Origin of the sequence: Bradyrhizobium sp. Pha-3, assembly GCF_042258615.1 — a bacterium.
In the GTDB taxonomy this organism is placed as follows: domain Bacteria; phylum Pseudomonadota; class Alphaproteobacteria; order Rhizobiales; family Xanthobacteraceae; genus Bradyrhizobium.
Window position 1 is genome coordinate 3,120,756 of sequence record NZ_CP170152.1, and the last position, 13,274, is coordinate 3,134,029.

At 61.9% G+C, this 13,274-nt stretch carries 11 protein-coding genes; 10 read left to right on the plus strand and 1 reads right to left on the minus strand.

All coding sequences use genetic code 11. From position 1 onward, the window contains the following. The first annotated feature begins 59 nt into the window (after nt 1-59). From ACE10Z_RS14590 to ACE10Z_RS14600, 3 genes are read left to right on the plus strand one after another with little or no spacing between them, the layout of a single operon-like run. Nucleotides 60-2,369: a xanthine dehydrogenase family protein molybdopterin-binding subunit gene (locus tag ACE10Z_RS14590; RefSeq protein ID WP_375788529.1), complete on the plus strand. Its 2,310-nt coding sequence runs from the start codon at nt 60-62 to the stop codon at nt 2,367-2,369. Beyond that, nucleotides 2,366-3,205: an FAD binding domain-containing protein gene (locus tag ACE10Z_RS14595; protein ID WP_375788530.1), complete on the plus strand. Its 840-nt coding sequence runs from the start codon at nt 2,366-2,368 to the stop codon at nt 3,203-3,205. The genes ACE10Z_RS14590 and ACE10Z_RS14595 overlap by 4 nt, the downstream gene beginning before the upstream one ends. Further along, nucleotides 3,202-4,341: a 2Fe-2S iron-sulfur cluster-binding protein gene (locus ACE10Z_RS14600; RefSeq protein ID WP_375788531.1), complete on the plus strand. Its 1,140-nt coding sequence runs from the start codon at nt 3,202-3,204 to the stop codon at nt 4,339-4,341. The genes ACE10Z_RS14595 and ACE10Z_RS14600 overlap by 4 nt, the downstream gene beginning before the upstream one ends. 89 nt (nt 4,342-4,430) lie before the next feature. Here the strand turns inward: ACE10Z_RS14600 and ACE10Z_RS14605 are convergent, their stop codons facing one another. Continuing rightward, entirely contained in the window at nt 4,431-4,976 is a 546-nt protein-coding gene (locus ACE10Z_RS14605) for a MarR family winged helix-turn-helix transcriptional regulator (RefSeq protein ID WP_375788533.1), read from the minus strand. Nucleotides 4,977-5,123: 147 nt separating this feature from the next. On the opposite strand from ACE10Z_RS14605, the gene ACE10Z_RS14610 reads away from it, so the two are divergent. The 7 genes from ACE10Z_RS14610 (at nt 5,124) to ACE10Z_RS14640 (ending at nt 12,735) form a co-directional block, all read left to right on the plus strand. Then, on the plus strand, nt 5,124-6,356 hold the full coding sequence (locus tag ACE10Z_RS14610; RefSeq protein ID WP_375788534.1) for an ABC transporter substrate-binding protein: 1,233 nt from the start codon (nt 5,124-5,126) through the stop codon (nt 6,354-6,356). A 79-nt stretch (nt 6,357-6,435) separates the two neighbouring features. Then, the gene (locus ACE10Z_RS14615) at nt 6,436-7,404 is read left to right on the plus strand and encodes an amidohydrolase family protein (RefSeq protein WP_375788535.1); all 969 of its coding nucleotides are present in this window, start codon (nt 6,436-6,438) and stop codon (nt 7,402-7,404) included. Nucleotides 7,405-7,423: 19 nt separating this feature from the next. Then, nucleotides 7,424-8,224, plus strand: a complete 801-nt coding sequence (locus ACE10Z_RS14620) for an Asp/Glu racemase (RefSeq protein WP_375788536.1) — start codon at nt 7,424-7,426, stop codon at nt 8,222-8,224. Next, nucleotides 8,221-9,072: an alpha/beta fold hydrolase gene (locus ACE10Z_RS14625; protein WP_375788537.1), complete on the plus strand. Its 852-nt coding sequence runs from the start codon at nt 8,221-8,223 to the stop codon at nt 9,070-9,072. The genes ACE10Z_RS14620 and ACE10Z_RS14625 overlap by 4 nt, the downstream gene beginning before the upstream one ends. Beyond that, nucleotides 9,059-10,117 (plus strand): 2,5-dihydroxypyridine 5,6-dioxygenase, encoded by a 1,059-nt coding sequence (locus ACE10Z_RS14630; RefSeq protein WP_375788538.1) that lies wholly within the window; start codon nt 9,059-9,061, stop codon nt 10,115-10,117. Before ACE10Z_RS14625 ends, ACE10Z_RS14630 begins: the two co-directional genes overlap by 14 nt. Beyond that, complete coding sequence (locus ACE10Z_RS14635; RefSeq protein WP_375788539.1) at nt 10,114-10,779, plus strand: isochorismatase family protein; 666 nt, start codon at nt 10,114-10,116, stop codon at nt 10,777-10,779. The genes ACE10Z_RS14630 and ACE10Z_RS14635 overlap by 4 nt, the downstream gene beginning before the upstream one ends. A gap of 354 nt (nt 10,780-11,133) precedes the next feature. Then, nucleotides 11,134-12,735 (plus strand): MFS transporter, encoded by a 1,602-nt coding sequence (locus ACE10Z_RS14640; protein ID WP_375788540.1) that lies wholly within the window; start codon nt 11,134-11,136, stop codon nt 12,733-12,735. Nucleotides 12,736-13,274 lie beyond the last annotated feature (539 nt).

Consider the following 13,274-nt stretch of genomic DNA (forward strand, 5'->3'; position numbering starts at 1 on the left):
ACGGGACGGTCGGTGAAGGTATCGGGGCGCGAGCGCGGCGCAAGGAGGATGCCCGGCACTTGCGCGGCCGCGGCCGGTTCGTCGGTGACATCCAGATGCCGGGGCTACGGGAAGTGGCGTTCCTGCGCAGTCCAGTGGCGCATGCGAAGATTCTGTCGAAGATAAGATCGCTGGATCACGCCGTCGATACCTTCTTCTCCGAAGATCTGGTCGGGGTCGCGCCGATCGTTACGCGATCTTCCATTCCCGGGTACAAGGTCTCGCAATATCCGATCCTGGCCACCGACAAGGTGCGCTTCGTCGGCGAGCCCGTTGCCATGTGCGTGGCAAAAAATCGCGCGATCGCGGAAGACCTGATCGAGCAAGTCGAGATCGGCTACGACGAACTTCCGGCCATCGCCTCTTGTGCGGGTGGTCGTCGTGACGACGCCGAGCTTCTGCATCCGGAGTGGGGCGATAACCTGTTCCTGGAGACCTTCTTCGATAGCGGCGTCGATGAGGTCATCGCCCGGGCGCCGATCTTGGTCGAGCTCGAGATGTCATGCGCCCGACAGACGATGCATCCCATGGAAGGCAAGGGCGTGCTGGCCTGGTGGGATGATCGCGCCGATCAGCTCGTGGTGCACACCTCCACCCAGGTGCCGCACTTGATACGCGCCGGGCTCGCCGAGTGTCTTGGGATTGCGCAGGCGCAAATCAGGGTCGCCCCGCCGGACGTCGGAGGCGGCTTCGGCTACAAGTGCCTGTTGCAGCCCGAGGAGGTTGCCGTCGCCTGGCTGGCTGCAACTTTCAAGAAGCCATTCCGCTGGACCGAGGATCGCAGGGAGCATCTCGTCGCCGGCGCCAACGCGCGGCAGCACGAATACCATATCAAAGCCTATGCCGACACGCAGGGGCGGCTTCTCGCGCTGGACGCGGAAGTGTCCGTCGACACCGGCGCTTACTCCGTGTGGCCGTTCACCGCCTGCCTGGAGGCCGCGCAGGCCGGAGGAAATCTGCCCGGACCGTATCATCTGGCTGCGTACCGGTGCCGTACCTATTCGGTTGCGACCAACAAGCCGCCTTTCGCGCCATACCGCGGTGTCGCGCGGCCGGGTGTCTGCTTCGCGATGGAGCAGGTCATTGACGCGATCGCGCAGAAGGTCAGCCGCGAAGCCTGGGAGGTTCGCCGGGACAATCTGGTGCCGGCTTCGGCGATGCCGTACACGAACATCACGAACAAGCATTACGACTCCGGTGACTACCCGGAGGCACTCGTTGCTGCCAAGAACATGATCGGTCTTGAGGCATTCCGCGCAGGGCCCAGGCGCGACGACAGGGGACGTTACCTCGGCATCGGGTTTGCAAGTTTCACAGAGCAGTCCGCGCATGGCACCAAGGTGTTTGCATCCTGGGGATTGCCGTTGGTGCCGGGGTTCGATCAGGCACATGTGAAGCTGACGCCGGACGGCGCGCTGGAGGTCGCGGCGGGTATCCATACCATCGGGCAGGGTCTGGAAACGACGCTGGCGCAGATTGCTCACGAACAGACGCGTGTTCCGCTCAAGCACATCAGGGTTACGCTCGGCGATACGGCGACGACACCGTTCTCCACCGGTGCCTACGCATCGCGCGGGATCGTCATGTCGGGCGGCGCGGTCTCGCGGGCTGCCGAGGTCGTTGCGGGCCGGATCAAATCGATTGCCGCCCATTTGCTGCAAGTCGAGCCGGCCGCCGTCGGATTTGCCGAGGGGCGGATCTTTGCGGCGAATGCCAGTGTCTCCTACGAGGATGTCGGACGTGCCTGGTATCTTCGCCCGGACCAGCTTCCCGAGACCGTGAACACGGCAGGCCTTGAGGCAACCGAAGGATACAAGCCGGACGTCGATACGGGCGTGTTTTCCTACGCCACGCACGCCGTGCGGCTCGCGGTTGACGCCGAGACCGGTCTCGTTGATATCCTCGACTATGCGATCGTCGAGGATTGTGGACGCATGGTCAATCCGATGATTGTCGAGGGGCAGACCTATGGCGGGGCGGCGCAAGGTATCGGGACCGCGCTGTTCGAGGAGAGCCCGTACGACGACAACGCTCAACCGCTAGCCTCGACGCTGCTCGATTACATTCTGCCCGGTCCGACCGAACTGCCCAGCTTTCGCATCGACCATCGCGAGACGCTATCGCCTTACTCGGCTCACGGCATCAAGGGTGTTGGGGAGGGCGGAGCGATCGCGCCGCCTGCCGCGATCGTCAACGCGATCAACGATGCCTTGTCGCCTCTCAACGCTGTGATACGGCAGGTGCCTGCGAGCCCGCGGCGGATCCGCGAGGCAATTCGACGCGCACGTCCGTCGTGGGCGACAGGTCCTGAAGCGGGCGCCGCGCGATGAAGTCGTCGGCTTTCGAGCTCAAGCATGCACGGACCCTCGGTGAGGCAGCCGAACTCCTCGCTGCTGCCGATGGCAACGCCAAGCTGTTGGCTGGCGGCCAGTCGCTGGTGCCGATGCTGAACCTGAGGCTGGCCCGGCCCAAGCTGCTGGTCGACATCAAGCGCGCGTCCGGCTTTCGGGAGCTTGCGGCCGACGACAGGGTGTTCTCGATCGGTGCCGGATGGACCCATGCCGAGATCGAGGATGGTGTGCTGGAGGATCCGACGCGCGGGCTGCTGCGATCAGTCGCACACGGAATTGCTTACAGAGCGGTGCGCAATCGCGGCACCATGGGCGGAAGCCTGGCGCATGCCGATCCAGCCGCAGACTGGGTCTCGACGCTGGCGGCACTGGGGGCCACGATCGTCGTCCAGGGCGGCGACGAACGGCCGAAGCGCCATGCCGCCGAGAGCTTCGTCGACGGAGCGTTTGCGACCAAGCTCGGCGAGAGCGAAGTGATTTCCGCGATCGAGGTGCCGCGGCTGTCGGCGGATGCATCCTGGGCCTATCACAAGATTTGCCGCAAGACCGGTGAATTCGCCAATGCGATCGGCGTTGTCGTTCTCGATCCGAAGGCAGGCCTGCAGCGAGTGCTTGCCGGTGCAACCAGCGGTTCACCGGCACTGCTGCCCGATACCGCCGCACGTCTCGCCGAGGCGGGGCCGCGTGCGGCATGCGAGAACGTTGCGGAGGAAATCCGCGCCGTTCTGCCGAATCTTGATCTCGACACGCAGGAATTGCATGCGGTCGCGGTTCGCCGGGCTCTGGCGACCCTGGGTGAAGGACAACGCCGATGACGCAGGTGTCGATGACGGTCAACGGAGGCAGCGTCGCGGCGGATGTTGAGCCACGCACCCTCTTGGCGGATTTTTTGCGCGGTGAGCTGCAACTCACCGGAACGCATCTCGGATGCGAGCAGGGTGTCTGCGGCGCCTGTACTGTTGTGCTCGACGGCAGGATCCAGCGGTCGTGCATCACATTTGCCGCCGATTGCAATGGCGCCAACGTCACCACGATCGAAGGCTTTGATGATGATCCAACCATGCAGGAATTGCGCGAGGCGTTTTCCGAGCACCACGCCCTGCAATGCGGCTTTTGCACACCGGGAATGCTGACGACGGCACGAGATATCGTGCTTCGGCTCGGCGATATCGATGAGCGCGCCCTGCGGGAGGAGCTTTCCGGCAATCTCTGCCGCTGCACCGGTTATGTCGGGATCGTCGCCGCGGTCAAGAAAGTTGCCGCAGGGAAGAAGCCCAACGTCGCGGCGGCTGTGGCTCCGGTCGTCGGCAGGTTCGAGGGCTCAAGGTCGCCGCCGGCGCCGTCGTCTCCACCGACAAATGGCCCGGTGACGCGCACGCCTGTTCCAGCCATGGTGCCATCGGCCGGTGGATCCGCAGGCAGCACGTCAATTGAGGAGCGGGTGCGGGTGGCTGCGCCGGCCGAAAAGGTTTGGAATCTGCTTTCGAACCTCCAACGAGTGGTCCCGTGTGTGCCCGGAGCCGAGATCACGTCACTCGACGGAGAAGATCTTGTCGGAAAGGTCAGGATCTCCCTGGGCCCGATCAAGGTCGCCTTCAATGGCCAGGCGAAGGTCGGGATGGATCCCGCCAAGCGGGAGGGATGGCTGACGGGCCGCGGGCGTGATGCCGGGCAAGGCTCGTCCGCGGAGGGCAGCGCGCGCTGGACCGTCATCGCTGACGGGGCAAGCGCGTCCCTGATTGCGGTCGTCCTGACCTGGAAGCTGAGTGGCCCGCTCGCCCAGTTCAACCGAGCCGGACTGGTGCACGACGTTGTGCGTCGGTTGGCGGCGACGTTCGCCGAGAATCTCGAAGCCGCCATTACCGGGGCGGCTCCGCCTCGCCGAAAGACGCTCGGTGGTCTCGGATTGATCTGGTCCGTCATCAAGGCGCGCTTGTTCTCTCGGCGATAGGGCCGCCGAAGCGGCCCCATCTCCCGAACAACTCCCAGGTTCACTCCTGTAATAACGATGTATACTGACTAAAATTGGGTCGTTTCCGGTTATTCGTCCCGGCTGGCCGTCGACTTCCGCCGTCCGGATGCTGAGTTGGTGTCGGGCAGGCTGTATTTGCTGTTGCCTTCGATCAATTCGGTCACCATCGCGAGAAACGCGGCCCTGAACTCGGGCCGCAGGGGCGCGAGGAAGCGATCCTGCGCACGGCGCATGCTGTCGTACATCTTGTCTGCGACCGCCTCGCCCTCCTTGGTCAGGAAGGCTACCATCGAACGCCGGTCGGTTTGGCTGCGTTCGCGCCGCACCAGGCCGCGTTCCGACAGGCGGTTCAGAACATCTGCTACATTCGTGCGATCGATGCCCACTTCACCACCCAACGTGACCTGATCGATCCCAGGGTTGTTGAGCAGGGTCGTGATCAGGCCGTACTGCACCGGCGTGATGCCGAATTCCTGGCACTCCTCGAGAAAGATCGCCGAGTGGATCTGATGGAGGCGGCGGACCAGGTAGCCTGGGCGCGATGCCAGGGGCATCCGCGCCATCTCCACCTTGACATCGGACCTCGTGGAATTGGTGGATGATTGCTTCTTCAACGTGCATTCCTTCCATTCTTCAAGCGGTCCGCGGTCAGCAAATGAGCCGAAGGCCCCTTGACGGGCGGCTTAATTACTCAGTATACATCTCTTTATCGCGAACGGTACCGCCGATTCCAGGATTGACCTGAGAATAACAACAATAAGATGGCGGCGCGCGAGGCAAACGGAGGATGGCTCATGAACAGGCTCGCATCATCAATTCTCGCGCTGACCCTCATATCTGGTCTGGGGCCGGCCAAGGCTGGCCCGGACGCCGTGACGATCGGTGTCCTCAACGACCTTAGTGGCGTGTACTCGGATCTCGGTGGGCCCGGCTCCGTTGCGGCCGCGGAAATCGCGGTGGAGGAGTTCGGGCCAGCCGTGATCGGCAAGCCGATCAAGGTGATGTCGGGAGACCACCAGAACAAGGCCGACGTCGGTTCGCAGCTGGCGCGTCGATGGTTCGACGTTGACCACGTCGACATGGTGATCGACTTCCCGAACTCGGGCGTGGCACTGGCCGTGCAGGAGGTCGCAAGAGCGAAGAAGAAGATTGCGATCTATTCCACGGCGGCAACCATGGACCTTACCGGCAAGGCCTGTTCGCCGACCGGGTTTCAGTGGACCTACGACAATTATTCGAATGCTGCGGGCGTCGCCTCTGCCCTCGTGAAGAAGGGCTTTGACACTTGGTATTTCCTGACGGTCGATTATGCGTTCGGTCTTTCGCTCGAGGCGGAAGCCTCGAAAGCCGTCAAGGCAGCCGGCGGCAAGGTGGTGGGAGCTGCGCGCCATCCGCTGAACACACCGGATTTCTCCTCCTTCCTGCTCCAAGCTCAATCCTCCAAGGCAAAAGTCATCGCGTTCGCCAACGCCGGTGGCGACACGGTCAATGCCGTGAAGCAGGCCAATGAATTCCAGATCGTGCAAGGCGGGCGGACGATCGTCACGCCGGTCACGTTCATCACCGACGTGCATAGTCTCGGTCTTCAGGTCGCTCAGGGGCTCACCTTCGTGACGGGCTACTACTGGGATCTGAACGATCAGACCCGGGCGTTCGCGGAGAAATTTTACAAGAAGCGTAAAGCGATGCCGACGATGGCGCAGGCTGGCGTCTATTCGGGCGTGCTTCACTACCTGAAGGCGGTGAAGGAGGCCGGCACCGATGACGGGATTGCGGTCGCCGAAAAGATGCGCGAGCTGCCCGTGCGGGATGCCTTTACCCAGACCGGTTCGGTGCGGGCCGACGGACGGATGATCCACGACATGTACCTCGTCGAGGTGAAGAAGCCGTCGGAGTCGAAAGCGCCGTGGGACTACTACAATGTTCTGGCGACCATTCCCGCGGCCGAGGCGTTCAAGCCTCTGGCTGAAAGCGAATGCCCCCTGGTGAAGTAACTGTCAGGGCCGTCCCGGTCGCGTTTGTCCCAGCCGTAACCGGGATCCGCGTACGTTCGAGATCCGCAAGGAGCAGTTCATGTCGTCCAGAATCCGCAAGATCGCGCTCGAAGAGCACTTCACGGCGCCGGGCTTCGAGGAATATTCGAAGGTCTTCACGAAGCACATGGACGCCGCGGCGCAATCAAAGCTGTCGTCCCAACTCAGGGACTTCGAAGATTTGCGGCTCGGTGAGATGGACCGGGCCGGGATCGACAAGGTCGTTCTGTCGCAGACCGGACCAGGCGTTCAGGCCGAAACCAACATAGACGTTGCCATCCGGCGCGCCGCCGAAGGCAATGACTATTTGGCGCAGCAGATTCAGCGGCATCCGGCCCGCTATGCTGGCTTCGCATCGCTGCCGATGCATTCCCCGAGGGCGGCCGCGAGCGAGCTGACCCGTGCCGTCGAAGTTCTTGGCTTCAAGGGTGCCCTGGTCAACGGTCATACGGGCGGGATCTATTATGACGATCCGGCCTACGACGCGTTCTGGGAGCGGATGCAACATTTGGACGTGCCGCTCTACCTGCATCCGACGGACCCAAGCCCGGTTCCGAAAGCCTATGACGGCCATCCTGAACTCACCGGCGCGGTGTGGGGGTGGGGCGTCGAGACCGCGACCCATGCGCTCAGACTGCTGTTCGGGGGAGTCTTCGATCGCTTTCCGCGGTTGAAGATCATCCTCGGCCATATGGGCGAGGGGCTGCCGATGCTGCTCTGGCGGTTCGACAGCCGCTTCGCGGTGTACCCGCATGGCGTTCGGCTTGCGCACAAGCCGTCCGAATATTTCGGACGCAATATCTTCATCACGACGTCAGGCGTCTGCTCGTCTGCGGCGCTTGCCTGCGCGCTTGCCGAGATGGGCAACGACGCGGTGATGTTTTCGGTCGACTACCCCTACGAATCGACAGCTATCGCCGCGGATTTCATCGAGCGCGCACCGATATCCGAGGACGTCCGCGCGCAGGTCTGCTCGCGCAACGCCGAGCGCATTCTGAAGCTGGCCTGATCGGCCGAGGAGACACCACATGCAGAAGGTCTATCGCATCGGCCAGATCGTTCCGAGCTCGAATACGACCATGGAGACTGAAATTCCTGCGATGCTTGCTGCGCATTCGCTCGCGCACGGCACGCGCTTCACTTTCCATTCGAGCCGGATGCGGATGAAGACTGTCAAGAAGGAAGAGCTCGCCGCGATGGATAGCGAGTCCGATCGCTGCGCGCTCGAGCTCTCGGATGCGCGTGTCGACGTCCTCGGCTACGCCTGCCTGGTTGCGATCATGAGCATGGGGAGGTCGTATCACCGCGTCTCGCAGGAGCGGCTCCATGGGCGGACGGTCGAGAACGGCGCGCCGGCTCCCGTTGTGACCAGCGCCGGCGCCCTCGTTGATGCGCTGCATGTCATCGGTGCCAAGCGCATTGCCGTCGTCGCGCCGTATATGAAACCGCTGACGCAGCTTGTCATCGACTATATCGAGCATGAAGGGATCAAGGTCTCCGATTCCCGCGCGCTTGAGATTCCGGACAACATTATGGTCGGCCGGCACGATCCGGCGAACCTGCCGAAGATCGTGGCGGGGATGGACCTGAAGGACGCCGACGCGATCGTCCTGTCAGCGTGCGTGCAGATGCCATCGTTGCCTTCGATCGGCGAGGTCGAGGCAAGAACTGGCAGGCCTGTGATCACCGCGGCGGTCGCGACCACTTACGCTATGCTGACGGCGCTCGACCTGAACACGCGGGTACCAGGTGCCGGCGCATTGCTCTCAGGCGCCTTTGGCAACAATGCAGCGGCCACCCCTCTCGCAAAGCTGCAGGCCGCCGGATGAGTACATTCCGATACGGCGCAAACGTTCAGGCTAACGGCGTGCGGCTGCACTATCTGCTCTACGGGCAGGCGCGAGCGGGGCGTGATCCGGTCATCATCCTGCCAGGCATCACCAGTCCGGCCGTCACTTGGGGGTTCGTCGGCGAGCGGTTTGGACGCGAGTTCGAGACCTACGTTCTCGATATTAGGGGCCGGGGACTGTCGCAATCGGGCCCCGCTCTGGACTACAGCCTGGACGCGCAGGCCGCCGATCTGGCCGAGCTGGCCGCGGCGTTGAAATTGCCGCGATATACCGTGGTCGGCCACTCGATGGGGGCCCGTATTGCGGTTCGTGCGGCACGGAGCGGATTGCCCGGTCTCGCCAGACTCGTCCTGGTGGATCCGCCGGTCTCGGGACCGGGCCGGCGTCCCTATCCGGCCAAGCTCGATTGGTATGTCGATTCCATCCGGCTCTCGCTTGCCGGTTGCAACGCTGAAAAGATGCGAGCGTTCTGCCCGACCTGGACCGAGGATCAACTGAAGCTGCGTGCGGAGTGGCTACACACCTGCGACGAGCGCGCGGTGCGCGAGAGTTTTGACGGATTTCACAATGACGACATTCACAGTGATCTCGGACGGATCACCGTTCCCGTCCGACTGATCGCTGCAGGACGCGGTGACGTCATTCGCGACGAGGACGTCGCCGAAATTCAGCGGCTGTTGCCGAGCGCGTCGACCACGCGCGTCCCTGAGGCGGGGCACATGATTCCGTGGGATGATGAGGCGGGGTTTTACGCCGCCTTCGAGGAGTTTCTTGGCGCTCCCCTCGGCGCTGCGATCAGCAAGGAGAAGCAACATGTCGGTCAGTGATCACGATCTGATACAGGCCTGGAAACAGGTTCTCTCGCTTTCCAAGCTGGAGCGAGGTCAACTCGTGACCGTGCTCACCAGCTCGTCGACGCATCCGCAGACCCTGTCGACCGCAATCCTCGCGGCGGCGTCGATGGGTGCAATCGTCAACCGGCTCGATCTGCTGCCGGTCAACGGCGAGAAGGCCCTGAGCCGCGACTCGCTGGCCTATCTCGGGACGACGCCCCTGACCGGGAATCGCGCAGCGATCGCGGCACTGAAGGAGAGCGACCTCGTCCTGGACCTGATGACCCTGTTGTTCTCTCCCGAACAGCACGAGATTTTGAAGGCGGGCACGAAAATCCTGCTGGCTGTCGAGCCGCCGGAAGTCCTCGTTCGCATGGTGCCGACAATGGCTGACCGTGCGCGCGTTGCCGCCGCGAGTGCGAAGCTCGGCAAAGCGAAGGAGATGCATGTGACGTCGCTGGCCGGCACGGACGTCCGCTTCAAACTGGGTCAGTTCCCGGCCATCAGCGAATATGGCTTTGTCGACGAGCCCGGGCGGTGGGATCATTGGCCGAGCGGTTTCGCTTTGACCTGGGCGAATGAGGGGGAGGCCGATGGAACGATCGTGATGGAGCGGGGCGATATTCTGCTTCCGATGAAGTCCTACATTCAGGATCGCATCCACTTCAGGATCGAGAAGGGCTTTGTGACCTCGATCGAGGGCGGCGTCGATGCCGAAATTCTGAGCGAGTACATGGCCTCGTACAATGATCGAGACGCATATGCGATGTCGCACATCGGCTGGGGACTGCAGCCGAGAGCCAAGTGGTCGACGCTCGGTCTCTATGACCGGGAGGCCACGATCGGCATGGACGCGCGGGCGTTCGAGGGCAATTTCCTGTTCTCGTTCGGCCCGAACAACGAGGCCGGCGGGAGCCGGACAACGGCCTGTCACATCGATATTCCTATGCGGAATTGCACGATTGCGCTCGACGGGGAGGAGGTCGTCCGAAACGGAAAGGTGCTTGATGGCGGACCGGTTCGGGAGGCTGCCGAATGACCGACGACACGTCGACATATCGCCGGCAGGGCTTCGGTCAGGATCTGGACCTCGATGCACCGTTCGGGTTGCTGATCGTCGATTTCGTCAACGGATTCCTCGATCCCGCCGTTTTCGGCGGCGGCAACATCGCTGCCGCGATGGAGAGGACGGTCGGATTGCTGGGCGAAGCGCGCCGGCGAAGGTGGCCGGTTGCGCATTCGAGGATCGTATTCGCCGCCGACGACGCCGACCGCAACGTGTTCGCGATGAAGGTGCCGGGGCTGCTCACGCTGAAGGAGTCTTCTTCCGACAGCGCGATCGTTCCGCAGCTTGCGCCGAAGCCGGGGGAGCTGATCGTCCGAAAGACCGTGCCGTCGGCATTCTTCGCGACAGGACTTGGACCATGGCTGACGCAGCGCGGCGTCCGCTCGCTTGTGGTCGCTGGTTGCGTGACCAGCGGCTGTGTGCGGTCAAGCGTCGTTGACGCGATGTCGCTGGGCTTCCTTCCGCTCGTGGTCAAGGATTGCGTCGGGGACCGTGCGATCGGTCCACACGAGGCGAACCTGTTCGACATGTCGGAGAAGTACGCGGTCGTCATGGATCTCTCCGATACCTTGAAGCTCGTGGAAGCCAGGACTGCTGGTTCTGCCGTTGTGAGTAGCAGCGCAGGCATCCGCTAGCGATATCAACGTCCGCTCGGCGGCAGAATCGACTGCGCAAAGCCGGCGATCGTGTCCGCACGTTTCGACAACAAGCTCCCTGCCTATCCCGCGCCTCCGCGGGATTTTTTTTGCCCGCGCGCTGGTCGAGGTTTGACGCAGAGGTCAGTCGTCAGGCGTCGATCAGGATCTAAAGTTCGTTTGTATACTGATGAAATTTTGCGCATCTAACTTGTTCTGATCAGGTTATTTTGCGGAACATTTGCGGAATATCAGCTGAATCTAACCCCTGCGTCGATTCCGTATTGTCTGCCGTCGCAAAAATGATATGCTCAGTATACATCTCAATTAAGCAACATAAGAGGTGAGGGGACGATGACGGACACGCTGCATTCTGCGCGCGCCATTGGCGCGACTTCCGCAATGACCGCCGAGGAGAAGAAGGTCGTACTGGCGTCGTCCTTCGGCGCGCTGCTCGAGTGGTACGACTTCTACATCTACGCGGCCCTTGCCGTTCAACTCGGGCACCTGTTCTTTCCGAAGGGCAATGAGACGGCGGCATTCCTTGCAAGCCTCGCAACGTTTGGTGCCGGTTTCCTTATTCGCCCGATCGGCGCGCTGTTCTTCGGCCGCCTGGGAGACATGGTCGGACGCAAGAAGACCTTTCTGGTGACCATTATCCTCATGGGCGTCGCCACGGTCGGCGTGGGATTGCTCCCGACCTACGATCAGATCGGAATAGCCGCGACGTACGGGCTCGTGCTTTGCCGCTTGCTGCAGGGGCTGGCGCTTGGCGGCGAGGTTGGCGGAGCCGTGACTTATGTCGCGGAGCACTCGCCGGTCAACCGGCGTGGCGCGTACACCAGTTCACTTCAGACCACGGCGACGCTTGGGCTTCTGAGTTCCATCATCGTCGTCTTCGGGTTGAAGCTCATCCTTTCCGATGCGCAGTTCCACGATTGGGGCTGGCGTCTGCCATTCGTGCTGTCGCTGCTGTTGCTGGTCGTATCGGTTTACTTCCGGGCGAAGTTGCATGAATCGCCCACGTTCCAGCGCATGAAGGCTGCCGGCGCAACGTCCAAGGCACCGGTCACGGAGAGCTTTACGCGCGCCGCGAACCTCAAATACGTCGTCCTGTTGTTCGTCGTTGCTGCCGGCCTTGGCGCGATCTTCGGCACTGGACACTTCTATTCGATGTTCTTCCTCAACAAGACTCTGAAAGTGCCGATGGACGAGGTGCAATTGCTGATCGGGCCAGCCCTGGTGGTGGTCACGCCGCTATATGTCTTCTTCGGCTGGTTGTCCGATCGCATTGGCCGCAAGCCCATCATGGCGATGGCCTGCCTGCTCGCGGCTGTCACCATCCAGCCGATCTTCAAAGGCCTGACCCACTATGCAAATCCGGCCCTGGAGCACTTCCTCGATCGCACCGACATCGTCGTCACAGCTCGCGACTGCAACTTCCGTCTGTTTTCCGAGGCGACGACGGAATGTGACAAGGTCACCGGTTTTCTGACCGATCTGGGTGTCCAATATCGATCGGAGCAGGCAGCCCCGGGCGCACCGACCACGGTCAAGATCGCGGGACAGGTGGTCGAAGGCTTCAACCCCGATAGCCTTAGGCAGGCGTTAGTCTCGGCAGGATGGCCGTCGTCCGCCGACCTTTCGAAGATCAATCGTCCCGCTGTATTTGGGCTTCTGTTCGTCCTCGTGCTCTATCTGGCGATGGTGTACGGCCCGATGGCGGCTTTCATGGTCGAACTGTTTCCGGCGCGCATTCGATATACCTCCCTCTCGTTTCCGTTCCATGTTGGTGCCGGCTGGGTCGGAGGTATGCTGTCCTTCGTCGTCACGGCAATGAATGTGTATTCCGGCAATCCGTACTTCGGATTGTGGTATCCGGTGATCGTGTCCGGCTTCGCATTTGTTGTAGCTATTTGCCTCGTGCCAGAGACGCGTGGTCGTCCGTTGGATTGAACCCACTGGTCGCGAGTGGCAATTCAACCTGCGGAAAATTGCAGCTGGATACCGTCACCCCAACTATCGGTCATCTCGTTCATGAATACCGAGCGCCCGCGCACGAGCGAAAACAGCACGTATCTGGTGCGGTCGTCCAGATCAGGTCAAATAAGGCCGAATAAGCGATTGATGGATTTCTGTGGTGGGCCCGTCAGGACTCAAACCTGCAACCAGACCGTTATGAGCGGCAGACTATCGATCAGGTTCGTTGATTTTGCTGCCTTTCCGGTTGATTTCGGTCTCATTCGTTGTGGTCTGTCGAGTTTGTTTCTGGTGCGAAACTGGTGCAGTTCGTCCAATCGAAACTTGGACTTAGGGCGTTGCGTTCTGTTAGTGATAACGTGGGAAGGCAATCTGATCCCCGCGACCGATGGTAGGCGAATTCTTTATGCCATCATGCCGGTGGATCGCCGCGGGCTGTCCAGGTCAGCGTCCCGGTCCGCGCGATATCGGTAGCGAGCAAAAAAGGTTCATCGGAAAGCAAGCTAGGCGAAATA